A 24,969-nucleotide genomic window follows, 5' to 3' on the forward strand; every position below is an offset into this window, starting at 1 on the left:
GGATCACCAGCCGGTCCAGCACGTAATCCAACGTCACCTCGTCGTCGTGCATGTTCTGATCCTCTTTGAAGAGGTTCAGCCGTTTGCCCGCGCGCAGCTTGGTCAGCAGTTGCGAATAATAGAGCACGTAAGGGCTGCCCGGATCGCGCGCATAGGCCCGCGCGGTCTCCATATCGTCGGCGACGCAGATATTTCTAGCCACGCGCCAGTCGGCGTAATCGGGGGTGAAGCCGCCCTTTTCACAGCCTTCGACGTATTTCGGCCAATGGGTCGCGGCCCATTTTGGCAGCAGGAAGTTGCCCGAGATCGGCTGCCAGCCACGTTCGGCCATCGCGCTGACGCCCTGCGAGAACGGCGCCACGGCAGTGCCGACAATAGGCGGATGCGGGGCCTGGAACGGCTTCATGATATCGCCCTGACCGATGTCGCGCATCATGGTGCGCTCGGTCGAGACCTCCCAGAAGTCGCCCTTGAGATTATACGGAGCCTCGCCCGCCCAGATATCCAGCACCATGTTGATGCTCTCAACAAACATCGCGTTGCGGTCCTTGTCGATCGACCCGAACACCTCGGCATCCGACATCAACCCTCCGGGGGATATGCCAAAGTTCAGCCGCCCCTCCAGCATATGATCCAACATCGCCACTTCCGCTGCGATGCGCGCCGGGTGGGAGTTCGGCATGTTCACGGTGCCGGTGCCAAGGCGAATGTTCTTGGTTTCATAGGCGAGGCTGGCCAAGAATGCGACGCAGGAGGTGATGATCTCTGCCTGATCGGTGGTGTGCTCGCCGCAATAGGCTTCGGCATATCCCAGTTTGTCCGCCAGAATGAACGCCTCGCGGTCTTCGGCAATGCTCTGCGCAAACGGCTTGCCCAGCGGGTGAATCGGCATCGTGAAAAACGACAGTTTCATGGAGGTCCTCCCTTGGCTTCCCACATCAGTGTGACGCAGCAAGGCCAGCGGAAAAAATGAAACTTTCTGATGTTTACTATCTAGTTTTGCGATAGCAGAGCGACACAGGCGGCCCGCCTCAAAGGCGCCAGTCTGGCCGTCTCATGCAGGCGCATTCGAACGCGCCAATCCGTGTTGTCGCGTGGGACCGTCAATTCACACGGAAAGGATCAGACCGCCACCTTGTTGAACGCTCACGTGTTCGCCGCATCGTCGCGTTTCACCCGGAAGACCGCGAGATAAAGCGCGGGCACGAACACCAGCGTAATGACCGTACCGGCGATGATGCCACCCATCATCGCATAGGCCATCGGCCCCCAGAACACCTGTCGCGAGATCGGGATCAGGGCCAGACTGGCCGCAGCGGCAGTCAACAGGATCGGACGGGCCCGACTGTCGCTGGCCTCGAACACCGCATCCCATGCGCTGCGGCCTTTCTTGCGCAAGACCTCGATTTCATGAACCAGAATGATCGAGTTTCGGATCAGGATGCCGACCAGCGCCAGCACCCCCAGAATGGCCACGAACCCCAACGGCGCGCCAGACAGCCCAAGGGCAATGACCACACCGATCAGGCCCAGCGGCGCGGCGCAAAGCACCACAAAGGCCAGGCGAAAGCTTTGCATCTGGACCATGATCAGCGTCAGCATGATCAACATCATCAGCGGGACGACACCGGCAATGGGTCCTTGGCTGTCGGCGCTGGATTCAACCGTGCCGCCGACAGCGACATCGTACCCGGCCGGAAGCGCCGCGTTAAAGGCCGCGATCTTATCGGCAAGTTCGCTGACCACCGTCGCGGGTTGATCCTTGGTCGCGATATCGGATTTGACCGTGATGGTGGGCATCCGGCTTCGTTGGTGGATGACCGGCTGTTCGGTACCATAGTCAAACGTCGCGACGGCGCGCAGCGGGATCGTCCTGCCATCGGTGGTGCCCAGTTGCAGCCCGGCCAAAGCTTCGACCGACTGGCGCGAATCCGCGTCACCGCGTGCGACGATATCGATAAGATAATCCGCATCGCGCAGCTGCGTCATGTTGGCGCCGTTATATATTGCATTGAGGGCCGCCGCGATGTTGCGCGGGGTGATGCCCAATTGACGCGCCTTGTCCTGCAAGATGTTCACCCGCACTACGCGCGCCGGTTCATTCCAGTCCATGATCGTGTTGGCCAGACGCGGATCGGTCGCGATTAGCGCCGCAAGATCACGGGCATGATCGCGCAGCACGGTGATCTCGGGCCCGGTAATCCGGTATTGCACCGGACGACCGACCGGCGGGCCGACCTCCAGCAGTTTGACAAAGGCGTCGACGCCGGGGAATTCGCGCGTGGCGATATCGTTCAGCTCGGCGCGCAGGGCATCCCGGGCCTTGATCGACGGGGTCTGTATAACGATCTGGCCAATGTTGGGTTGCGCCGTCAGAACATCCAGCGACAACAAGAAGCGCGGCGCACCACGCCCCACATAAGACGCCCAGAACAACACGTTTTCGTTGTCTTTCAGATGCGCCTCCAGCCGGTCCATCTGGGTCTTGGTTTCCTTGATCGACGCATTTTGCGGCAGCGTCATATCCACCAGCAATTCGGGCCGGTCAGAATTAGGAAAGAACTGGTTTTCAACAAAGCGCATGGCCCAGATCGACACCCCAAAGGCCGCTACCGTCACACCAACGGTCAGCCAGCGAAACCGCATCGCACCTCGCAACAGGACATGAAACGCGCGCCGCACCCGACCGGGGCCGGTATTGATGTGTTTCATTTTCGCAGGCAGAAACGTTACCCCCAGAAGCGGCGCGAACAGCACTGCCGCGATCCAGCTGACAATCAGCGAAACCGCGATCACCACAAACAGCGAAAAGGTGAATTCCCCCGCCGCCGAAGAGTTGAGGCCAATCGGGATGAACCCCGCGACCGTGACCAACGTGCCCGACAGCATCGGAAAGGCGATCGAGGTCCAGGCATAGGACGCCGCCATCGTCAGGCTTTCGCCCTTTTCAAGACGCGAGATCATGGTTTCGATCGCGATCATCGCGTCGTCCACCAGCAGCCCAAGCGCGATGATCAGCGCCCCAAGCGAAATCCTCTGCAGGGTAAAGCCGAAATAGTCCATCACCAGAAAGGTGATCGCCAAAACCAGCGGAATCGTCAGTGTCACCACGAACCCGGCCCGCATGCCGAGGCTGACAAAGCTTACCGCGAGAACGATCAACACCGCCTCAAGCAAGGCGCGCAGGAAATGGCTGACGGCACTGTCCACCACCGCGGGTTGGTCAGCGACCTGATGAATGTCGATACCAATCGGCAGATCGGCTTTCACCTTTGCGATGACGGCAGCCAGTTCTGCGCCATAGTCGATGATATTCGCGCCCTTGCGCATGCCCACGGCCAGACCGACCGCCTCTTGCCCGTCAAAGCGGAAAAGCTCGGTCGGGGGATCGACATAGCCGCGCTGGATATCTGCCACATCAGTCAGGCGGAAAAACCGGTCCTCGACCCGCAGGTTGATGTCTTCAAGGCTGTCGACATCGCTGAACTGTCCACCGACGCGCACCAGAACCCGCTCTTCCCCGGCTTCGATCACCCCGGAGGGCACGATGGCGTTCTGCGCCGCCAGTGTTGCCTGCACCGCCTGCTGGTTCAACCCCAGCGCCGCCAATCGTTCGGTCGAGAATTCCAGATAGATGGCTTCATCGCGGGTGCCGAAAATCTCGATCTTGCCAGCATCATCCAACGCCTGAATGGCGCGGCGGGTGCGTTCGGCGTAATCGCGCACCTCGCGCGGGGAAAACCCATCCGAGGTAAAGGCATAGATATTGCCAAAGACATCGCCAAAATTGTCGTTGAACTGAAACCCGGCGAACTCTTCCGGAAAATCGCCCCGGATGTCGCCCATCATGTTGCGCACGGTCTGCCAGATGCGCGGCAGTTCGCTGGCCTTGGTCGTTGGCAGCAGTTCCAGATAGACGACCGTCTGGCCAGGCCGGGTAATGGAGCGGGTGAAATCCAGCTCCGGCAGATCCTCCAGCTCTTTTTCGATCCTGTCGGTGACCTGGGTTTGCGTCTCCAGCACGTCCGCCCCCGGAAGTGCGCCCGCGATAACCATAACCTTGATCGAAAAATCCGGGTCTTCCTCGCGCCCGATATTCACATAGGACAGCGCCCCCGCAATGACGGAGATCAGCATCAGGAACCAGATGAACGAGCGATGTTTAAGCGCCCAGTCGGACAGGTTGAAAGTCTTCATTCCGACACGCGTGGGCCGACGATCTGCCCATCCTCAAGTGAATTGATACCTTGGGTGACGACTTCGTCGCCCGGCTCCAGACCGTGGATGATCTGAACCCGCGCCCCAAAGGTTTCCCCCAGCGTAACCGGCGTACGGTGGACGGTATTGTTGGCGCGCTCCACGACCCAGACAGCGGGGTTTCCCGCGGGGTCCAGAATGGCCTTGCGCTCCAGCACCACGCCGAATTCGGCCCCGACCGACGGGCTGACATGGACCAGCGCGCCCAGCCTGAACCCCACCGGCGGATCGCTCAACGTCAGATGCAGACCACGTGTCCGCGTCGCGCTTGCGGCAACCGGATCGATCCGCGTCAGCGTGGCCTGTGCCGTCACCTTGGTATTGGCTATGAGGGTGGCGTCAAACACGGCGCCGATGCCCAGGCGGGTGGCATCTTTTTCGATTACGTCGATGGAGATTTCGCGCGCCGTGGTGCCCGCGAGACGCACCACCGGCTGCCCCCCGGTCAAGGAGGCCCCCGCTTCGGCAAAGGTCTGCGTTATGACACCATCTTCGGGGGCTTTCAGGGTCGCAAAACCGCGCATGTCCTCGGCGCGCGCCAATTGGGCCTGTGCCTGTTCCAGCCGGGCCTCGGCCGCCGTCAGAGCGCGTTCGGCATCCTCAAGGCGCGTGATGCTGCCCACACCGCTGGCCGACAAGATGCGGGCCCGATTCCGGGCATCCGTCGCGGTGCGCAATTGCGCGGTCGCGACCGTGACGCCAGCCTCGGCCGCACGCACGTCGGCCTCAAGGTCTTCGGGATCAAGCCGGGCAAGGATATCGCCTTTGTGGACCAGATCCCCGACTTCGACCGGCCGTTCCGCGATAGTGCCATTCATGGGAAATCCCAGATCGGTTTCTGTCCGCGCCTCGACAATTCCAACAAAACGGACAAGATCTCCGGCGCGCGGGTCCGCGAATTCCGAGACGACCGGACGCGCTGGCATCGGATCAGGGAGAGCCGCCTGTTCGGCAAAGGCAGGCAGGGCGAGCAGGGACAGAACAAGCGCGATCTTCATTGGCTGACCTCCATCTGGCGCACGATCCGGCCGGGGAAAAGCAACTGCGCCCCTTTCGACACGACCAGAGCGCCATCCTCCAACCCGCTTGCAACGATGATCCGCTCGGTCGTGTACCGGTCAACCGCGATCTGGCGGATCGAAACTGCCATCGTTTCAGGATTCACGATCCAGACTGCAGGGCCCTTGGTGGTCGCCGTCAACGCGGTGTATGGCAGTGAAATAAAATGCCCGCCCTGCATCCAGCCGGTGCCGCGCACAGCATCGCCATAGGCCATGTTTTCAGGCGGATCGAGAACCGAGATCGTCACCTTGACCGTCCCGGTATTCAGATCGACCAGCGGTGAAATCTCACGCAGTTGGCCGGTGAACTGCTCCGATGGCCCCTCGATCAGGACAAGATCGATGGCCTCCAGCTCCATATCTCTGGTCAGCAGCACTTCGGGCACATTGAAGATCGCGTCGATCTCTTGTCCCAGCGCAAGTTCCATGACCGGCTGCGCCGCCCCGACAACCTGCCCCGGCTCGACCATGCGGTCGATCACGGTGGCATCCGTGGGGGCCAACAAAACCGTGTCTTCCAGCGCCTTTTTCGCGCGGTCAAGATCGGCGCGCGCCTGCGACAGAACCCCTTCGGCGATCCGCAGCGCGTCCTCGGCGCTGTCGCGACTGGTCCGGGTGGTCGCGCCGCGCTCCAGCAAGGTTTCCTGACGATCAAAATCCTCGATCGCCTGACGATGATCCGCCTGGGCAGTGGACAAACCAGCCTCGGCCGCGCGCAGCGCTTGTTCCTGTTGCACCGAATCCATCCGCGCCAGCGGGGTTCCCGTTGCAACCGCGTCCCCCTCTTGGAACAGCACTTCGGCGACCCGTCCGCCGGTGGGGAAAGAGGCGCTAAGCTTGTTACGGGCCACAACTTCGCCGGTGAGGGAATGGCTTAGAATATCTGGGGCACCGGTGGCGGTGACCAGTTCCACAACCAGTGGTTCTTCAGCCCCTGCCTGAAGGGGGGCCAGCGACAACGCAACACCGGCACAGACCCACATCCGCACCGCCAGACCGACGATACTGCGCGCGCGCGGGCGCAAGTTGTACCCGGACCCAGCAGCGCGAGGGGTGAAAAGGCGTCTCATTTCATCAGCTCCTGCATACCGTCACGCTCAATAATGTTGCTGCGGACCTTCTGCATCAAGTGATCAAAGGTCTTGATCTCCTCCGCAGTGAGGCCGGTGATAGAGCGGAACATCTCGGTCGACAGCCCCATGATCCGGGATTGCAGCGCGCGTCCTTTATCGGTGATATCCAGCAACCAGGCCCGCCGGTCATCCGGGTCGCGCTGGCGGTGGATCAGGCCCGTACCCTCCAACCGATCCGCGATCGCGGTCAGGGTCGAGGGCAGCACATGCATATCCTCGGCCAGCGCCCCCATCCTTTTGGGTTCGTTCAAGTGGACCAACATGAGAAAATCGTTCTTGGGCACCGAATGGTCCAAGTCCGCCGCTTCGATCTGCGCCTCCAGCACCTCGTGCAAGAGGTGGATGGCGATCATCAGATCTAACTCCGGGGACATGATTTTAAACTCTTTCAACACCAAACAGGCAGCGAATTAACCAAGGCGCGCCGCCATTTGGTTCATTTGATGAAACATTATGGTTGTGAAGTAAAGCCAAAGCTGTGTCCTTTCGTCGTTTCGGCCCCGTCTGCGCAGTCGTTTCACGGTGATTAGGCAGAAATCGCCTGACAAAAAGGCACCGGCTCCCAAATCGGATGCAAGCCTGCCAAGGCGTTCGGGGCGCACACGACCTCTTCAGTCGACCTCACCGCCGCGGACCCGCAACGCGACCTCGACCAACGTGCGGGCGGGCAGGCCGGGGTGGCCGCCAAGGGCCTCTGCCGCCGGATTGCAGGTGGAAATCACCCCATCTTCCAGTGTCGAGCGGCCATCCCCGATTCGCGCCGACATCGCTGCGACGGTGGCCGCCGCGACACCGCGCGCCTGCAACGCGGGCAGGCGCGATGTCGCCGCGCCGCCGGCGTCGTTGAACAGCGCCAGCGCCGCATCGGCCTTGAGCGCATTGGCCGGATTGCCGCCAAAGATCGCCCCGTGAGAGCCGGTGACAACCACCTGCCCGGCATCTTCGGGTCGGACCAGACTGGCGGAATCGACCACGATCAGACGACGCCCACCGGGAAACGGCTGTTCCACCTGTCGGGCCTCTGCAATCACGGGGCAGTCGCCACCGGCCACGGGGGCGTTTTCCAACAGCGCCGCCGCCTCGGCACAGGGCATATCGGGGCACACGCCCAAAGCTTGTGCGAGAGCATTGGTATGGGAAATCCTGCCCCGGTCCACCATCGCCTCGGCATCGCCAATCGGCGCACTTTGATGATCCACCGCCGCCGCCGCCATGCCCAGTTGCTCCAGCCAGATCAGCCCACCGATCCCGGCCTGGTCCAGCCCGACCCCGGCATCGTTGAAGATGGCTGCCCGCGCACCCGAGCGGAACGCCAGACAGGCGGCATAAACCCCGCCATGCGATCCGGTGACGATGACGCGGCCCGCCGCGCCATCCAGTTTTGTAACACTGTCGGCCAGTAGCGGGTCAGGCAATCCGGTCCCCCTTCTTGACCTGAACCGCGCGGCTGTCGGCGGCGGGCAGCATCTTGCCCGGATCACGCGTGACCACCACATCAAGCACCGTGGGCCGCCCCTGTTCCGCCAACCCGCGCCGGATCGCATCGGCCAGCGCGTCGGGGGTCTCGACCCGAATGCCAAGGCAGCCGGTCGCCTTGGCGACATCGGCGTAATTGGTCTCGGCCAGATCGCTGGACTGATAGTTGCCCTCGCCATACATTAGGTGTTGCAGCGCTTTGACATAGCCCGAGGCGGCGTTGTTCACGACGATGATCACCGGCGCCACACCCATCCGCCGGGCCGTTTCGATCTCGCCCAGTACCATGTTGAAGCCACCATCGCCGGTGATCGCCACCACGGCGCGATCCGGCGCGGCCAGACAGGCCCCGATCGCGCCAGGCAGCCCATAGCCGATCGAGGCGAACCCCCGGTCAGGCACAAACCCGCGCCCGGCCTGTTTGCTGTCATAAAGCAGCCCGCTCCAATGCGCGGCAAAGCCACCGTCCGCGATCAGGATCGCGTCCTCGGGCAACAGGGTGTTCAACTCTCCCATCATCCGGCCCATGGAGACGGGGGTTTCATCGCTGGTCAGTCGGTCATTGGCCATCTCGCGCCAATCGGCCATCTTGGTCACCACGCTGTCGCACCAGTCGGCGCGCGCTGCCGGGATCGCAATCCCTGTCAGCGCCGCCTTAAGATCGCGGATGCCTTCGCGCGCATCGCCCCAAAGCGGAAGCTCGGGCTGATAGGTTCGTCCGATCTCTTCGGCGACGCAATCCAGATGGATCACCCGCTTGCCCGGCATCGGCACGGTATAGCGTTTGGTGGCGATTTCACCCAGTTTGCAGCCGATGACCATTAGACAGTCGCTGTCCTCAATCAGCCCGTTTGCGATCCGGTCATAACGCCCGAACAGACCCGCCGACAGCGGACTGGTGCAGGCGATCGCGCCCTTGCCGCTCATGGTGTGGGCGACGGGGATCTGCGCCGCCTCTGCAAGCGCCTGAAGATCCGCCGCGGCCTGCGAGATGTGGATACCGCCACCGGCAAGGATCAACGGGCGGTCCGCCGCCGCCAATAGGGCCGCCGCCTCGGCCAGCCCCTCGGCCTCGGGTCGGCAGCGCAGCGCCGGGGCCGCCTGATAGCGGGGATCGCAGGTGAAATCCTCCTCAACGAACCCGTGGGTGCCATGCGCGATGTCTTCCGGCACGATCAACACCACGGGGCCGGGCCGACCGCTGGTCGCAACGATGAACGCGCGGCGCAACAACTCGGGAATGCGATGGATCGTCTCGACCCGGATCACCTCTTTCACGGCGGGGCGCAGGATTTCGGCCTGATGGGTTTCCTGGGTCATGTTTTTCCAGGAATGATCGCGGTGGGTATCCCCGACGATGGCCACAATGGGAGAACCCGCATTCAGCGCCTCGACCAGCCCGGTGACAAGGTTCGTGGCCCCCGGCCCAAGCGTGGCATCGACCAGCCCGACCCGACCGGTGATCTTGGCATAGGCATCCGCCGCAAACACCCCACAGCGTTCGTCGTTTATCAAATGGTGGGTCAGCCCCAGCCGCCGCGCGGCGTCGTAATAGGGCAGCAGTTGAAACCCGCCCATGCCGAACACCGGCCCCGCCTGATGCGCCAACAAACCCCGGACCAGCGCTTCGCCGCCGGTCATTTCATTGTTCTGTGTCATGTGATTTCAGTTCCATTCAGGTGATGCGATAGCCCAGCCACCGCGGCAGCCAGAGCGCGATTTCGGGAAAGATCAGGATCAGCGCCAAGGCCACCGCCATCGCCAGCAGCAGCCAGCCAACCCAGCGAAAGGTGGATTCCAACGGCACGCCGGCGATCTTGGCAGTCACCATCAGGTTGACCGCGACCGGCGGGGTGAATTGCCCCATGGCAATGTTGATCGCCATGACGACGCCAAACCAGACATAGGACCAGCCGAAGGCCTGCACGATGGGCACCAGTAGCGGCAGGGTAATCAGATAGATCGACACGCCATCCAGCACCATGCCGGCAAACAGCATGACGATCATGATCAGAACAAGCACGACCCATTGATTGTCACTGACCGACAGCAACAACTCGGCGGTGGCGCTAAAGGCCCCCATGGTGGACCCGGCCCAGGCGAACAGCCCCGCCAGCGACAGGATCAACATCAGCACGCCAGAGATCCGCGCGCTTTCGGCCAGCACGTTGTAGATATCGCGCCAGCCCATCGTGCGATACAGCACCACGCCGACGAAGAACCCGTAAAACACCGCCACCACGGCGGTTTCGGTGGGGGTGAACAAGCCCGAGCGCAGCCCGCCCAGAATGATCACCGGCGCCATCAGCCCGGGCAAGGCGCGACGAAAGCTGGCCCAGAACGGCGGGCGCTCGGGCGCCTCGTTCGCGCCAAAGCCGTGTTTGCGGCTCAACAGGATGGTCGGAATGGCCACCGACGCGCCCAGCAACAGCCCCGGAAACAGCCCGGCGGCGAACAGCGCCCGCAGGTCGAGGCCGGGAATGATCACCGAATAGACGATCATCGCAATCGAGGGCGGAATCAAGATCGCGGTCGAGGCCGAGGCCGCGATCACGCTGGAGGTGAATGACCTTGGATAGCCCGCCTTGACCATCGAGGGCAGCATCACGGTGGCCACCGCCGCCGCATCCGCCGGGCCAGAGCCCGACATGCCGCCCATGATCATGCAGACCAGAATTGCGACCAGCGCCAGCCCGCCGCGTCGCGGCCCGACCATGGCCTGGGCAAACTCCACCAGCCGCGCGGCAACGCCAGAGCGCTCAAAGACCGCGCCGGTCAGGATGAACAGCGGGATCGCGATCAACGGGTATTTGGCGACCGCCGCATAGGTATTGGGCCCGATCATGCCCATCGCGGTCATGTCGAGCCCAAGATAGACCCCCACCGCGCCGCCCAGCCCAAGGGCGACGGCGATCGGGGTGCCGATCAGCATCAGACAGACAAAGACCAAGAGCAGCATCAGATTGGCAAGGATCACGATTGCGCCCCCCCGTTCCGAGGCCCGTTCTGCCGACCGGGCCGCAGCATCGCCCAGCCCCGGCCCAAAACCCGCAGCAGGATCGCCACGCATAGAATCGGCATCCAGATGGTGTAGATCCAGCTTGGGTTGCCCAACCCCGGCGTGGTTTCCTCCCAATACCATTCCGAATAGGTCACCCGCGCACCATAGTAGAGCACCAGCGAGAACATCAGCGTCGTGGCCAGCATCGAGACCACATCACACAGCCAGCGCAGCCCGAGCGGCAGGCGATCAAGCAGGAAGGTGATGCGGATATGCTCGTTGCCCGCAAAGGCCGCGGAGGCCCCAACGAAGGTCATGAACACCAGCAGAAAGACCGAGTATTCCTCGGTAAAGGCAAAGGAAACGTTAGTGGCATAGCGCGCGATCACATTGCCAAAGGAAATCAAACAGATCAGCGCCATGGCCGCCGCGCCAAGCGCCTCTTCGATCCGAACCGGGACGATCACATGTCCGGTGTCGGGCCCGTTGGAAACCGGGCCGGTGTCGGGAATTTCTGGCGGCATTTCACCCATTCCGCGCTCCTGTCTTGGCAGTGGAAAGACCCGGCCCCGCGCGTGCTGCGGAACCGGGGTGTCAGGTCAGCTTATCGGTTGGCGATCGAGGCCTCGGCCTGATCCACCAAATCGGCACCGATCTTTTGCTTCCACTGGTCATAGACGCCACGGGTCGCATCGACGAACTGCTGGCGTTCCTCTGGGGTCAGGGTCACCACATCGACGCCATAGCCCTTGATCTCGTCGATCAGGCTCTGGTCGCCACCGGTCATGCCCTTGCGCGCAACTTCGATCCCATAAACACCGGCATCCACCGCCGCCTGTTGCAGGATCTTCTGATCCTCCGGGGTAAAGCTGTCGAAAACCGCCGGGTTCACCGCAAAGATCAGCGGATCGGCAACATAGCCCCAAAGCGTTACATGAGTTTGGCCCAGCTCATGCATTTTCAGCACCGAATAAATGGTGAGCGGGTTTTCCTGCCCGTCGACGGCCCCGGTGGTCAGCGCCGGTTGCGCATCGGCCCAGCTCATCTGGGTCGGGTTGGCGCCAAGCGCGGTAAACATGTCGTTGTAGATCGGCGACCCCACAACGCGCAGTTTCAGCCCCTCCATGTCGGCGGGGGTGCGGATCGAGCGTTTGGAGTTCGTCACCTCGCGGAAGCCGTTTTCGGCCCAGGCCAGCGGCACCGCGCCCTTTTTGCGCACTGCGTCAAAAATCGCCTCGCCCACCGGGCCCTGCGTCAGCGCATCCAGCGCAGCATAGTCCGGCATCAGGAACGGCAGCGAGAACAGGTTGAGCTCGTTGATCTGCGGCGACCAGTTGATGGTCGATCCGACCGCCATGTCGATCACCCCCTGCCGCAAGGCGGTGAATTCGCGGGTCTGATCGCCCTGCACCAGCTGAACGCCGGGGTAGATCTTTAGATTGATCCGCCCCTCTGTACGTTCTTTGGTCAATTCTGCCCATTTCTCGGCAGCCAACCCCCAAGGGAACGGTGCCGGAACCACGGTCGAAACGCGGTATTCGTCCTTGTAGCCGTCTTGCGCCATCGCCGGGCCAAAGCCCAGCGTGGTCACGGCCGCGGCTGCGGCGATCATGGTCTTGAACGTTTTCATCATATCTCCTCCCTAAATGATGACTTCAGACATGGTGAGGTCCCTGCAGGGGCCACCACCGGGTTACATCGCTTTGGCGGGCTCCATCATTCCCCCCACCGCAGCGGCAATACTGTCGTCACTGACCCGCGCCTGTTCCTCCATCGGCGGGGCATAGGCGATGGGGATGCGCGGCGCCCCCAACCGGCGCACCGGCGCCTTCAGCCGGTGATGCAACGCCTCGGCCACGCTGGCAGCGATTTCCGCGCCAAAGCCCGAGACCGCCACCGCCTCATGCACCACCAACAGCCGCCCGGTCTTTTCGACCGAGGCAAAGACTGCGTCGCGATCCCATGGCCAAAGCGTGCGCAGGTCGATCACCTCGACACCGATCCCCTTGCTCGCCATCTGCTCGGCCACGCGCAGACAGGCCTGACGCATTCCCGACCAGGTCACGATCGTCAGATCACCGCCCTCATGAGCCACGTCAGCCTTGCCCAAGGGCACCAGATGTTCCTGCTCGGGCACCTCGCCCTCGAGCGGCCAAAGGTTCTTGTGTTCCATATAGACCACCGGATCATCGCTGCGGATCGCGGATTTCAACAGCCCGAGGTTATCGGCCGGGGTCGCCGGGGCCACCACCACAAGGCCGGGAATATGAGTGTACCAGCTTTCCAGCGATTGCGAATGCTGCGCCGCCGAAGAGCGCCACATCCCCACGGGTTCACGCACCACCAGGGGCACCCGCATCTGGCCGCCGAACATGAAACGGGCCTTGGCGGCCTGATTGACCAGCTCGTCCACCGCGCAAAGGGCAAAATCGGAAAACCGCATTTCGACAATCGGCCGCGTGCCCGTCATCGCCGCGCCGACCGAGGCCCCCATGATGCAGGCCTCAGAAATCGGTGTGTCCGCGATACGATCCGCGCCGAACATCTCTTGCAGGCCCTTGTACTGGCCAAAGACGCCGCCCCGGCCCAGATCCTCGCCCAAGGCCCAGACGCTTGGATCGCGCTGCATTTCTTCGATCACGGCACGCCGCCCCGCTTCGAGATAGGTGATCACAGCCATCAAAAAGCCCTCTCTCTCGGGTCGCCGATATCCTGAACGTCGCTAAAGGCGCCGGCGGCATCGGGCCAGCCAGTGTCGCGTGCGGTTACCGCGATCCGGGCCATCTCGGTGATTTCCTGCGTGTGAATGGCAGCAAGGCGCGCGTCGCTTTCCCCAGCCAAGCGCAGCGCCACTTCAAGCCGTGCGATGGGACAATTGCCGCGCCACTCTTCAACCTCGGCGGCGGGGCGATAGCTCGCCGGATCGACGGCGGTATGCCCGGTCATACGATAGGTGTGGCAAGTCAGAAAGCGCGGCCCCTGCCCCGCCCGGATCGCATCAATGGCAACGCGCGCGGCGGCGTCCACCGCAATCACGTCGTTGCCGTCCACCTCGTCCACCTCAAGGCCAAGGCTTGCGGCCCGCGCGGCGGCCCCCGCCCCCGCCGTCATGTCGCGGGTGCGGGTGGTGGCGGAAAACCCGTTGTCTTCGCAGACAAACAGCACCGGCAGATCAAACACCCGCGCCCAGTTCAAACCTTCCAGAAACGGGCCGCGATTGATCGCGCCATCACCAAAGATGCAAACGGTGATCTGACGCGAACCTTGCAGCTTTTGCGCATGGGCGGCCCCGGCGGCAATCGGGATATTGGCCCCCACAACGCCGTTGGCCCCCAACATGCCGACCCCGAAATCAGCGATATGCATCGAGCCGCCTTTGCCACCGCAGGTGCCACCGGCGCGCCCGAACAATTCGCGCATCATCGCCAGCGGATCGGCGCATTTGGCCAGCGTATGACCGTGGCCGCGATGGGTCGACAACAGCAGATCATTGGTTTCCAGATTGGCGCAGACGCCTGCTGCCACGGCCTCTTGCCCGATCGAGGGGTGGATCGCTCCCAACACAAGCCCGTCCTTTTGCGCCGCAATCGCCTCCTCCTCGAAGGCGCGGATGCGGTGCATCAGGGCAAGCCGATCGAGGAACTTCTCTCGATCCAAATTGTGGTGTCGCGCCTCAGCCTCACTGTCCTGCACGTCGTTCTCCTCCCTTGAATTACGGACGGACCTCCGCCGTTCGATCGCGTAGATCGTCCAATAGCTGCCCCAGCTCTGATGCCTCTGCCTTGAGCAGGGCAATCAGTTCCTCCAGCCGGGGCGGCGCCATGCGTTCCCGTATCGCGGCAATCGACAGCGCGGCGACGACGCGGCCGCCCCGGTCGAAAACCGGCACGCCGACGGCATTCATCGCGCTAACGATGCGCCCGTCGTTGAACGAAAACCCCTTTGCGCGCGCCTGGTCGATCATCGCGCGCAACGCGTCGTCACCATAGGCATCAAAGCCCTGACGCGCATCGCGATTGGCCTCAAGAATGCGGGTGATCTCTGCCTCAGGCTCGAACGCCAGCAGCGCCAGCGCCCCGGCTCCAACCCCCAAAGGCCGCCGGTCCCCCACTGACAGCGTCAGCGTGCGGATCGGAAAATCCCCGGTCTGACGATCAACGCAAAGCGCCTGATCGCCATCGCGCAGGGACAGAAAAACCGTATCACCGGTGCGGGCCGCCTGTCGTGCAAGTCCGGGACGCGCCAGATCAATGATGTGAAATCGCCGCGCCGCGTTGCCCAGATTGAACAGCTGATACCCCAGCCGATAGTGCCGCGCTTCGGGGTCCATATCGACATAGCCGACGTCGATCAGCGCCTTGAGCAAGCGCGAAACGGTGGTCTTTCCCAAGCCCACGGCATCGGCAACATCAGACAGGCGCGCGCCACCGGAGGGCCCTTCGGACAAGGCGCTCAACACCATCGAGGCACGCTCGATCGTTTGCATCGACGCCACGGATCTGTCGGCAGTTCTGACCGGCACTTTTCCCTCCCAGGTCCTGACGTTCTCCCCGTCAGTACCGTTGAGTGAAACAGATTCGGCCACACAATGAAACAAATTCCCGTCGCGACGGGTTATTTTCTGGCGCGCCCCTCTGTCCGGGGCGGCCATGATTTATGTATGGGGCTGGATTTTCCCTTGGGGCGGGACGGTTAAGCGATGGCAACCGCGTTTTGCCACTGCGCAAAGCCTCAGCCTTCGGGAATGTCCTGCACGAATTTCGGCACATGATAGCCGCGCTGCACCGCGGGGCGTTCCCTGATCCGGCGATACCACTGGCGCACATTGGGGAAGCCGGCCAGATCGACCTCGTGATACTCGTGGCGCGAGACCCATGGCCAAATCGCCATATCAGCGATTGTATAGACGCCCGCGCCTTGCCCCACCACGTAGTCGCGCCCCTCCAGACGGGTATTGAGCACCTTGTAAAGGCGATGCGCCTCTTTGACATAGCGGTCTTCGGCATAGGGGGCCTTGCCGCGATTGTATTTGACGAAATGATGCGCCTGTCCCAGCATCGGACCAAGCCCGCCCATCTGCCACATCAGCCATTCCAACATGTGCCAATACTCGTCGCCAGTGACCTGAAACCGGTCATACTTGTTGGCGAGATACAGCATGATCGCGCCGCTCTCCATCAGTTGGAGGCCGGTGTCGTGATCGACGATGGCGGGAATCCGGTTGTTCGGCGCGACCTTCAGAAAATCCGGGGCGAATTGCTCGTCCTTGGAAATGTCGATGGGTTTGACAGTATAGGACACCCCCAGTTCTTCCAGAAGAATGGAGACCTTGCGCCCGTTCGGCGTCGTCCAAGAGTATAGATCGATCATTGTGTTGTCCCGTTCGTTGGCCTGACATCTTCCATGTTAGGCATCTTTCCCCCGCAACGAAAGGAATATTTATCGTTCGATAAATAGTGCGAGACACGCAAGGCCCCCGAACACCTCAGGAGGGTGTCGCGTATCGGGCCTCGGTGAACAGCATGTACATTTCCAGCATCTGCCGGATCGCTTCCGCGCGCCCGTCGCCGTCATCATTGCCCGCGACCTGCTGGGCCCAGCCGTAATTCAGCAACCCGCCATGCAACAGCCATGGCGCTTCGAGCTCGACGGGCGTGACGAGGAAATCCTGATCGCAGCCCAGCTCGATCCGCCGCTCGCGCACAAGGGGTTTCAGGATCTGTTCCTGCACGACCTCCTTGTACCAGCTATAAACCTCGGCATCGCGCAGCGACGCAAAATGCCAGAGCCGCAACCAGACGGGGCGAAAGATCGACTCTGTATAGGCCTCGTAAAACCGCTGGAACCGGTCCCGCACCGACAGGCTCCGATCCAGCAAGATATCGTCCCATGCGGGATCCCAGCTTTCAAGAAAGACGCGGGCATAGACCGCCTCTATCAAGCTCTCCTTGTTGGGGAAATAGCGATACAGCAGCGGCTGGGTGATCCCTGCGCCACGTGCCACGTCGCGCGTGCTTCCATCGAATCCGGACTCCGCAAACAACTCGACCGCGGCCGAGACAATCTCGTCCCTGCGCGCCGCCGGCGACAGTCGGCGCCGGATCGGCACCGGCGCGCCAGAAGAATTGTGTTGCTCTTGTGTGGACACCTGAACTCCGAAGTTTCGAATACCCTCTGTCTCTAACAGAACGCATTCCGGACTTGCAGTCCAGATATTTATCGTGTGATAATTTATAAAATCATAGAGGAGGCTCCGGCGATGCGTCTTTGGGGACGGACAACATCCGTGAATGTTCAAAAGGTTCTGTGGACGCTCGAAGAGCTGGGCCTGACCTATGACCGGCTGGACGCGGGCGGTGCTTTCGGTGGGCTGGATACGCCGGACTATCTCGCGATGAACCCGACCCGCAAGGTGCCCACATTGCAGGACGGCGAGTTGGTGATCTGGGAATCCAATGCCGTCGTGCGCTATCTTGCCCAAGCCTATGGGGACGGCATCTTGGCCGGTGACAGCCCGGTCGAAACCGGACGCGCCGACATGTGGATGGAGTGGTTCCAGAACAACCCCTACCCCCATTTCATCGCGCTTTTCTATCAGCTGGTGCGGTTGCCGCAGTCAGAGCGCGACCCAGAAAAGCGTGACCGCGCCATCGCGGCGCTGAGCGAGAATTTTGCGGTGCTGGAATCGCATCTATCCGATCAGCCGTTTGTCGCGGGCGACAGGTTTACGATGGGGGATATCCCGGTTGGGGCCGCGCTTTATCGCTATTACACGATGGAGTTCGACCGCCCCGATCTGCCTGCGCTGGCCGCCTATTGTGATCGGCTGGGACAGCGGCAGGCCTATCGGGATACGGTCATGACCTCCTATGACAGCTTGCGGCCCGCGACGGCCTAGCCCACGACCAGATCAAGAAAGTTGTGGATCCCAACCGAGAAATCGTCGGGGCGATCCACGTTCATCACATGTTTCGCGCCGGGCACGACCGTATAGCTCGAATTCGGGCAGGCATCGGCCATGGCGCGCATCGTGTCAGGGGTGGCGCCGCCGTCATTCTCGCCCGCGACGAACAGGGTCGGCACGCGCATCTCGCCCAGATGCCGCAGGTAATCCAACTTCATCAGCGCATGGGCGCAGCCGCGATAGCCTTCTTCCGTGGTTTTCAGGAAGCCCGCGCGCAGGGCGGCTTCGCGCTCGGGGTGATCGCGGCGGGTGTCCTCGGACAGCCAGAACCCGATGGTCCCGTTCCAGACCGCCTCAATGCCGCCCTCTTCCATCTTGGCCAGTCGGTCGTGCCAACTTTGAACAAAGGGCGCGGGCGCGTCCGAACGCGCGGCACAGCAGATCAGCCGCTCGATCCGTTCGGGCGCGGTCAGCCCCAGCCCCAGCGCAGTCATGCCGCCCAGCGAAAGCCCCATGACGGTGGCGCGCTGCACCTCATGCGCGTCCAGCACCGCCAGCGCATCCGAGACGATGTCGTCAAAGCTGTACGGCGAAGGCGGGGTCGGGCTATCGCCATGACCGCGCGTGTCGCAGCGGATAACCCGGTAATAGCGCTCCAGCAGCGGCAATTGCGCGTCCCACATGGCGCTGGTCGCGCCAAGGCTGTTGAGCAGAAGCAGGGCCGGGGCATCCTTCGGGCCACTGGCAGTGGAATAAAGCGTCAGTTGGGTCATGCGAGTTCCAGCTTTCTATATTTGCGTTGTGTGTGAGATCTTTGATTCTGCGAAACGGCGTCCGCGAACAGGATCAATGACTGGCGCGCCCGGGCGGCATCCGCCCAAGCGTGATCCACGAAGGTCAGCGTGCCGAAGGTGCCGATGGCGTGGACCATCTCCTGCAGCCGCCCCAAAACAGTGGCTTGCGTGCCGTAGAACACGCAGTCGTCAATCCGCGACTCCACCGCCGCGTCATCGGCGCCCGGTGATAGGGTTCCCCGGTAATAGGCGCGGCACGGGCTGTCTGGCGCCTTTGCGATCGCTTCCGCTCGGGCGGGATCATCGTCCACCACAACCGTGCGGGCGATGCGCCAGTCCTGCCTGCGGGCGCAGCGGGCGGCATGGGTGCAGCCCGTCACATGCGCCGCCCAGTGCCGGGCCAGCATGTCGATGTCCAACCAACTGACCGACAAGGGCGCGCGCCCCTGGGCTGACTGAGCCCGGGCAGCATCGACACATTCGAACAGGGCCGCCAGCGGTCCGGGCGCTTGGCTGCTCTCCTTTTTGGAGACGCCATCCACCGAAATCAGCTCCGGCAACTTTCTGACCGGGCTATCCGATACGATCCGCAGCAACGCCTGCCGTTCGGGACTGTCTATAGAGAGGGGGGCGCCGGTTTCCGGCAGGGCCGCGTAGAATTCGGAAAACCCGAGCGCTTCGGCCAGTTGGGCACGAGCCCCGGCATCGGGACGACCCGGGCCGCGCCCCTGCGGGAATACGGGGGGAATGGACAAATATCCGAGTTTCATGACGGCCTCCTCCACAAGGCGGAGGCTTTTTTCAACCTCCTGCCCCAAAAGGGTAAGGGCAGGAGGTCGAATATTTGAAATTATATATGCGCGCGGCATATATCAGAAAAGTTGATAATCCTCGCTCTGCGCGTCATTGCAGATCGTAGTCCACAGGCCAGACATGACCCCCGGCCCGCGCGGCGTCGATAAAGTCCTGCATCACCTTGGTGCCGGGCATCCCGCGCGAATCCGCGTCTTGGGCGCTTTTGCGGGGAAGTTCGGCGACGCTCTGCGCCCATTCGGCGCGCACCGCGTCCGGCAGCGTGGTGATGATGGCGCCGTTTTCCTTCAGCGCGGCCAGACCCGCCGCCTGGCTGTCGTCCATCGCCTTGCCGTTGCGCCGTTCCCATTCCATCCCAGTCTCGGTGATGATCTGGCGCAGATCCTCCGGCAGGCTTTCCATCTTGGCCTGGTTGGCGGTCAGCACCACCACCGGCATCGCGCCATAGCCGATCAGGGTATAGTAGGGCGCAGGCTCATAGTATTTGAAGCCGTTGTACCCGGCAGGCGTCATCAACCAGCCATCATAGACACCGGTTTTCAGCGCCATATAGCCCTCGGGCAGGCTTGATTGCACCGGCACCGCACCAGCATATTCCAGCCATGGCAGGTTCGGCCCCGCGCCGCCGATCTTCACCCCTTTCAGGTCGGAAACCTTCGTCCATTCCTCCTTGGTGCCCAGATGGTAATTGTCCCATGCGCCAAGCCCCAGCATCTGCTGGCCAAACTCTTTCTCGAAGACCTCGGAAAGCCATGGGTTCTTGTCATAGACCACGCGGACCGCGGTAATCGCGTCCGACGAGGCCTGCGGCCCGAACGGTTCGAAATAGGGGAAATTATGCAGATAGAGGTTCGACGGCTCGAAACACACGCAATAGCCGCCGAAATCCAGCAGCCCGTTCTGCACCGCTTCCAACGTCTCGGACACGCCGGCAATGCCACCGCCATAGGATTCGATGAAGTTGACCTTGTGATCTGTCTCTTCCGCCGCGCGGCGCTTTACCTCGGCCACGAAGAAATCGGACATGGTGGTGACGTAGGGCGCTGGCCCCTTGGGATGCCCCGAGCCGATGCGGAACGTGAATCGGTCCGCCTGCGCCGTCGTGGCAAGAAGTGCCAATCCAAGCGCCGTACCGACAAGTTTCCCCAGAATTCTGGCTTTCGATGTCATGATAGTAATCCTCCCTACAAAACGTTTTGCCGCGATTTCCCGCAGGGGACAGACATTTTGTGCCCCGATTGAATCGCGCTGTGGAGGAATGATACATTAATTTATCACTCGATAAACAAAAATCTTGTGCAATGGTTTCCCTCAACCTACGCTCACTGGGGACATCAGCACTGAGGAGGAGTGATGAGACATCAACTGAAAATCGCGCGGTGGGCACATGTTCTATCGGCTGGGTGGGTCTTTTTTCTTGCCCTGCTGATCATCGCCGACGTTCTCGGGCGCATTCTGTTCCTGCACCCGATCGCGGGCACCAAAGAGATCCTGCAAAACTCGGTCATCGCGGTGACCTTTCTGCAGCTGCCGCTGGCGATCTACTCAGGCTCCATGCTGCGCACCACGATCCTGCTCGACAATCTGGGCCCGCGCGCTGCAAAGACGTTGCGGGTCTTTGCCTGGCTGTTGGGTGCGGGCCTGTTCGCCGCCATTGCCTACGCTTCGATCACCCCGGCGCTGTCGGCGATCCGGCTTGGCGAATACGAAGGTGAAGGGGCTATGCGCATCTATACTTGGCCGGTGCGCATCCTGCTTGTGGTCAGCTGCGCCTTTGCCGCCGTGGCATATGTATCCGCACTGATCGCGGACCTGACCGGCAAGCATGGCGAAACCCCCAGCGCCCCCAAACCCGCCCCGAAATCCCCGGCAGGAGCAAATCTGACATGACCCTCACAATTTTCGGCATTCTCGGGCTGCTCATGCTGTTCATCTTCCTCGGCGTCCATCTTGCCGTGGCACTGGGAACGGTCAGCTTTATCGGTGTCACATGGATGATGGGCGGCGTCGATATCGGCCTGTCGATCCTCAGCACCACCGCCTATGAATCGCTGCGCAAGGATGTCTTCATCATCATCCCGCTGTTTGTCCTGATGGGCGATTTCGTCAGCCGGTCGGGATCGGCAAATGACCTCTACGCGCTGTGCAACCGGGCCTTCCGGCGTCTCCCCGGTTGCCTCGGCGTGGCCACGGTGGTGGGCAACGCGATTTTCGCGGCAATCACCGGCGTGTCGATTGCCGCCGCCGCCACATTTTCCCGAATCGCCTATCCCGAGATGGTGGCGCTTGGCTACAGCAAGCGATTCTCGCTGGGCACGGTCGCGGGCAGCGCGTGTCTTGGGATGCTGATCCCACCGTCGATCCTGATGATCGTCTGGGCCGTGCTGACCGAGCAATCCATCGGCTCGCTGTTCATCGCGGGGCTGGTCCCTGGGCTGATCCTCGCGCTGGCCTTTTGCGGGTACTGCGTCGTTTACGCCATCCGCAATCCCGACTGCGCCCCCGTCCTGACCGCGCAGGATGTCGCGAAGGACGACCCGGACGTGCTGCGGCGACAGTTGCTGGGCGGGCTGGCGATCCTTGGGCTGATCGGCGTCGTGATCGGAGGCATCTGGGGCGGCTTTCTCACCCCGACCGAGGCGGCGGGCTTTGGCACCATGGGCGCCTTCCTGCTGGGTCTCGCCAAGGGCATGACGCGCAAGGACATACTGAACGCGATCTACAGCGCCGGGCGCATCACCGCCCCGATCATGATCCTACTCATCGCCGCGTCGATGTATTCGCGCTTTCTTGCCATGGCGGGTGCGACGCAGGTGATCACCGATCTGCTCTTTGCGGTTAGCGAAAATCCGGCCGTGGTGGTGGGAATCATCTTCTCCGTCTGGATCCTGCTGGGCATGTTCATCGATTCGACCTCGATCATCCTGCTGACGGTGCCGATCTTCGCGCCAGTTGCCACCACTCTCGGAATCGATCCGCTGGCCTTCGCGATCTTCGGCATTCTGGTGATCGAAGCGGGTCTGCTGACGCCTCCTTTCGGGCTTCTGGTATTTACCGTGAAGGCGTCCGTACCGGATCCACATGTCACCCTTGGCGACATCTTCAAAGGGGCGATCCCCTTCTGGATCCTGATCCTTGTGGTGGCGATCATGGTGCTGCTTGTGCCGGGGCTCAGTACCTGGCTGCCCAACACCATCATCTAAACCCCGCCCAAGATCGACCCCCGCCCGTCAGCCCCGGCTGACGGGCGGTATTTCCAGAACCGAGTTCAGCTCTTCCTGAAGAATGTTAGCAAAGGCCTGCGCGGCGATGCTCAGCGGTTGCTTGCGGGCATGGATAAGCATGTAGTTCACGTTGAGCGGAGGATCGGCCAAAGGCACGACCTTGCGCCGCTTGCCATCCAGATCGGGCAGGCACAGCACACCCGGCAGGATCGACACCCAATCGGAATTCGCCACAAGGTCCAGCGTGCCGTGCATCGTGTCTAGTTCCAGCTTATCGGCCAATTCGATATTGTTCACCGCCAGATAGGTCTCGATCCGGTGCCGCCGCGCGTTGGTCGGCCCGGGCAGCACCAGCCGTAGCGGCGTCACCTCGCGCAGCCGGATGCCGTCGTCCCGCACGGGAAGCTTCCGGTCCCGGGCATAAACCAGACATTCGCGGTCCTCGCCCATCGCCTTTGACACGAGAACCTCGCTCAGGTCGAACGTGGCCGGCACCACCGCGAATTCCAGCCGCCCGCCCGCCACCTCGTCAGCGAGCGCCCCGGAATAGGCCTCCGAGATCGAGACGCGCACCTCTGGGTATTCCCGAAACATCCGCAGCAGCACAGAGGTCAGCACCGAGCGTGTGAAGGAGGGCATCAGCCCCACATGCACATGCCCCACAACGGCTTTGGACAGCGACTGCAAACGGTCCTCCGCATTGCGGGCGGACGAGAGCACCTTGACCGCCTCGAGATAGAACGCCCGCCCCGTTTCTGTCGGCGTCACCCCCGAAGAGCTGCGTACGAACAGCGTCACGTCATAGCGTTTCTCAATCTGACGGACATGCATCGACAGGCCCGATTGCGTGGCATTCACCTTTTCGGCAGCCGCCGAAAACGACCCCTGTTCATAGACCGCAGCGAAGTAACGCAGTTGTTGCAACTTCATCAGGCTATCCGCTTTTATTGTAGTCAGTATTTGTCATTATACTAATATGTGAAGGCATGGCATCCTGTATTTTTTCCCGACCACGCGGAGAACAGGAACCGACCATGACGACTCCCCAACCTTAGGCCCGCCCCCCACGAGTCGCTAAGCGCATCCTCCCAAAATCGGTGCCGCACGGTGACGTGGTGAGGTCCCTGCCCCGCCTGATGGTCGTGCCCAACGGCGCGCGCCGCGACAAGGCCAAGCGGGTCCGGCAGTCTGGATGACGCCCTGCGCGCACTCACCCCCGCAAGCCCGCCCCCAGCCTGAACCCGGAAACGGCGGCACAAAAAACCCGGCCCGAGAAAATCTCGGGCCGGGTCGGTTCCGGTTGGGAGGGAGCCGGGCGGGTAGCAAAGCCCGGCTCAAGGGGCCGGAAATCGTTTACCCAATAAGGTGGCGCAGAATCTCGGTGAACGTGTCAACCTGCGCCGGGCTGAAGCCTGCGAATCCTTCCTGCGCATTGACCTCGGCCACGCGCCAGCACTGATCGGCCTTGCCCTGCCCCGCATCGGTCAGGGTATAGCGTTCGCCCGTCTGCGCCACGAGACCGCGGTCTTCCAGATTGATCAACGCAACATGCGCTTCGGTCTCTGGCGTGTGCAGGTGAACGACCAACTCCTCGTCCGTCAGCGCAGGAAAATCATTTAGCACCAGCAGAATTCTCGCCTCGATCACGCTCAGACCCAAGGTTGCCATTTTGGGTTGATAGCGGTCCTGATAGGCCCGCACAGCCCGCAGCATCAGAAAGAACGCATGATTGCCCAACCGACCCCGATCCGTATCCGGAAGGCTGGCTTGATCCGTCTTGGGGAAACTGTCCGGATGGTCGTAGACCATCGCGTAAGAGCCCTGATGAAAGCACAGCGGAGAGCGGCCGAAATCGTCGAAGGCGATGACGCGTCCGACAAAGATCCAGTGATCGCCGCCGTCGAGCCGGTCATAGGCTTCGCACTGGAACCGCCCGGCGCAATTGGGGAAGATCGGCGCGCCGCCAAGCCCGTCCTCATGGGCGACACCGGCGAACTTGTCCTCTTGCTGGCGGGCGAAATGGTTCGACATCTCCATCTGATCCGACGCCAGAATATTGACCGCAAAATGCGTGGCGGCCTCGAACACCGCGCAGCTTCTCGCGGTCTTCATGCTGCTCCACAGGATCAGCGGCGGGTCCATCGAGAGTGAATTGAAGCTGCTGGCGGTCACCCCCACCTTGGTGCCGTCTGGCGCGCAGGCGGTGATGATCGTCACCCCCGTGGCAAAGTTGCCAAGCGCCCGGCGAAAGGCCTTGGGGTCGATCGCGGGTTTGCTCATCACTTCGGTCATGTCTCATCTCCTCC

23 protein-coding genes are annotated in these 24,969 nt (G+C 62.1%); 3 read left to right on the plus strand and 20 right to left on the minus strand.

Annotated features, from left to right (window positions below):
- From E1B25_RS20430 to E1B25_RS20500, 15 genes are all read right to left on the minus strand, one after another.
- A partial coding sequence (locus E1B25_RS20430) for an LLM class flavin-dependent oxidoreductase (protein ID WP_132831440.1) occupies positions 1-913 on the minus strand: 913 nt, incomplete at its 3' end.
- A 233-nt stretch (positions 914-1,146) separates the two neighbouring features.
- A complete protein-coding gene (locus E1B25_RS20435; protein WP_132831441.1) occupies positions 1,147-4,197 on the minus strand; it encodes an efflux RND transporter permease subunit in 3,051 nt (1,016 codons plus the stop codon).
- Positions 4,194-5,255 carry an efflux RND transporter periplasmic adaptor subunit gene (locus tag E1B25_RS20440; protein WP_132831442.1) on the minus strand — a complete coding sequence of 354 codons (1,062 nt, stop codon included), beginning with the start codon at positions 5,253-5,255 and terminating at the stop codon, positions 4,194-4,196. The genes E1B25_RS20435 and E1B25_RS20440 overlap by 4 nt, the downstream gene beginning before the upstream one ends.
- On the minus strand, positions 5,252-6,388 hold the full coding sequence (locus tag E1B25_RS20445; protein ID WP_132831443.1) for an efflux RND transporter periplasmic adaptor subunit: 1,137 nt from the start codon (positions 6,386-6,388) through the stop codon (positions 5,252-5,254). The genes E1B25_RS20440 and E1B25_RS20445 overlap by 4 nt, the downstream gene beginning before the upstream one ends.
- Entirely contained in the window at positions 6,385-6,825 is a 441-nt protein-coding gene (locus E1B25_RS20450) for a MarR family winged helix-turn-helix transcriptional regulator (RefSeq protein WP_132831444.1), read from the minus strand. The genes E1B25_RS20445 and E1B25_RS20450 overlap by 4 nt, the downstream gene beginning before the upstream one ends.
- Before the next feature lie 237 nt (positions 6,826-7,062).
- The gene (locus E1B25_RS20455; RefSeq protein ID WP_132831445.1) at positions 7,063-7,866 is read right to left on the minus strand and encodes a hypothetical protein; all 804 of its coding nucleotides are present in this window, start codon (positions 7,864-7,866) and stop codon (positions 7,063-7,065) included.
- A complete protein-coding gene (locus tag E1B25_RS20460) occupies positions 7,859-9,586 on the minus strand; it encodes a thiamine pyrophosphate-binding protein (RefSeq protein WP_132831446.1) in 1,728 nt (575 codons plus the stop codon). Before E1B25_RS20460 ends, E1B25_RS20455 begins: the two co-directional genes overlap by 8 nt.
- Positions 9,587-9,602: 16 nt before the next feature.
- Positions 9,603-10,997 carry a TRAP transporter large permease gene (locus tag E1B25_RS20465; RefSeq protein ID WP_245510799.1) on the minus strand — a complete coding sequence of 465 codons (1,395 nt, stop codon included), beginning with the start codon at positions 10,995-10,997 and terminating at the stop codon, positions 9,603-9,605.
- The gene (locus tag E1B25_RS20470; protein WP_245510800.1) at positions 10,901-11,461 is read right to left on the minus strand and encodes a TRAP transporter small permease; all 561 of its coding nucleotides are present in this window, start codon (positions 11,459-11,461) and stop codon (positions 10,901-10,903) included. Before E1B25_RS20470 ends, E1B25_RS20465 begins: the two co-directional genes overlap by 97 nt.
- Before the next feature lie 71 nt (positions 11,462-11,532).
- On the minus strand, positions 11,533-12,558 hold the full coding sequence (locus E1B25_RS20475; protein WP_132831447.1) for a DctP family TRAP transporter solute-binding subunit: 1,026 nt from the start codon (positions 12,556-12,558) through the stop codon (positions 11,533-11,535).
- 63 nt (positions 12,559-12,621) lie between these two features.
- Entirely contained in the window at positions 12,622-13,608 is a 987-nt protein-coding gene (locus E1B25_RS20480; RefSeq protein WP_132831448.1) for an alpha-ketoacid dehydrogenase subunit beta, read from the minus strand.
- Positions 13,608-14,549, minus strand: a complete 942-nt coding sequence (locus E1B25_RS20485; protein ID WP_132831461.1) for a thiamine pyrophosphate-dependent dehydrogenase E1 component subunit alpha — start codon at positions 14,547-14,549, stop codon at positions 13,608-13,610. The genes E1B25_RS20480 and E1B25_RS20485 overlap by 1 nt, the downstream gene beginning before the upstream one ends.
- A 91-nt stretch (positions 14,550-14,640) precedes the next feature.
- Positions 14,641-15,414: an IclR family transcriptional regulator gene (locus E1B25_RS20490; protein ID WP_165937705.1), complete on the minus strand. Its 774-nt coding sequence runs from the start codon at positions 15,412-15,414 to the stop codon at positions 14,641-14,643.
- Between the two features lie 245 nt (positions 15,415-15,659).
- A complete protein-coding gene (locus E1B25_RS20495) occupies positions 15,660-16,298 on the minus strand; it encodes a glutathione S-transferase family protein (RefSeq protein WP_132831450.1) in 639 nt (212 codons plus the stop codon).
- A 115-nt stretch (positions 16,299-16,413) separates the two neighbouring features.
- Positions 16,414-17,076, minus strand: a complete 663-nt coding sequence (locus tag E1B25_RS20500) for a TetR/AcrR family transcriptional regulator (protein ID WP_165937706.1) — start codon at positions 17,074-17,076, stop codon at positions 16,414-16,416.
- Positions 17,077-17,187: 111 nt separating this feature from the next.
- Between E1B25_RS20500 and E1B25_RS20505 the strand changes: the two genes are divergently transcribed.
- Positions 17,188-17,826 carry a glutathione S-transferase family protein gene (locus E1B25_RS20505; RefSeq protein WP_132831452.1) on the plus strand — a complete coding sequence of 213 codons (639 nt, stop codon included), beginning with the start codon at positions 17,188-17,190 and terminating at the stop codon, positions 17,824-17,826.
- Here the strand turns inward: E1B25_RS20505 and E1B25_RS20510 are convergent.
- The 3 genes from E1B25_RS20510 to E1B25_RS20520 all read right to left on the minus strand — a co-directional run bounded on the left by E1B25_RS20510 (position 17,823) and on the right by E1B25_RS20520 (position 20,609).
- Positions 17,823-18,605, minus strand: a complete 783-nt coding sequence (locus E1B25_RS20510) for an alpha/beta fold hydrolase (RefSeq protein ID WP_132831453.1) — start codon at positions 18,603-18,605, stop codon at positions 17,823-17,825. The two genes, E1B25_RS20505 and E1B25_RS20510, sit on opposite strands and share 4 nt — an antisense overlap.
- Complete coding sequence (locus E1B25_RS20515) at positions 18,602-19,411, minus strand: hypothetical protein (protein WP_132831454.1); 810 nt, start codon at positions 19,409-19,411, stop codon at positions 18,602-18,604. The genes E1B25_RS20510 and E1B25_RS20515 overlap by 4 nt, the downstream gene beginning before the upstream one ends.
- Positions 19,412-19,529: 118 nt before the next feature.
- The gene (locus E1B25_RS20520; RefSeq protein ID WP_132831455.1) at positions 19,530-20,609 is read right to left on the minus strand and encodes a C4-dicarboxylate TRAP transporter substrate-binding protein; all 1,080 of its coding nucleotides are present in this window, start codon (positions 20,607-20,609) and stop codon (positions 19,530-19,532) included.
- Positions 20,610-20,792: 183 nt separating this feature from the next.
- Here E1B25_RS20520 and E1B25_RS20525 point away from each other — a divergent pair, with 183 nt between their 5' ends.
- On the plus strand, positions 20,793-21,329 hold the full coding sequence (locus E1B25_RS20525; RefSeq protein WP_132831456.1) for a TRAP transporter small permease: 537 nt from the start codon (positions 20,793-20,795) through the stop codon (positions 21,327-21,329).
- Positions 21,326-22,642, plus strand: coding sequence for a TRAP transporter large permease (locus E1B25_RS20530; protein WP_132831457.1), 1,317 nt, complete (start codon positions 21,326-21,328; stop codon positions 22,640-22,642). Before E1B25_RS20525 ends, E1B25_RS20530 begins: the two co-directional genes overlap by 4 nt.
- A 27-nt stretch (positions 22,643-22,669) precedes the next feature.
- On the opposite strand, the gene E1B25_RS20535 is transcribed toward E1B25_RS20530, so the two are convergent.
- Both E1B25_RS20535 and E1B25_RS20540 read right to left on the minus strand, forming a co-directional pair.
- Entirely contained in the window at positions 22,670-23,593 is a 924-nt protein-coding gene (locus tag E1B25_RS20535; protein WP_132831458.1) for a LysR family transcriptional regulator, read from the minus strand.
- 423 nt (positions 23,594-24,016) lie between these two features.
- Positions 24,017-24,955: a p-hydroxyphenylacetate 3-hydroxylase reductase component gene (locus E1B25_RS20540; protein WP_206338600.1), complete on the minus strand. Its 939-nt coding sequence runs from the start codon at positions 24,953-24,955 to the stop codon at positions 24,017-24,019.
- Positions 24,956-24,969 lie beyond the last annotated feature (14 nt).

This window comes from Antarcticimicrobium sediminis (genome assembly GCF_004348975.1).
Lineage (GTDB): Bacteria > Pseudomonadota > Alphaproteobacteria > Rhodobacterales > Rhodobacteraceae > Antarcticimicrobium > Antarcticimicrobium sediminis.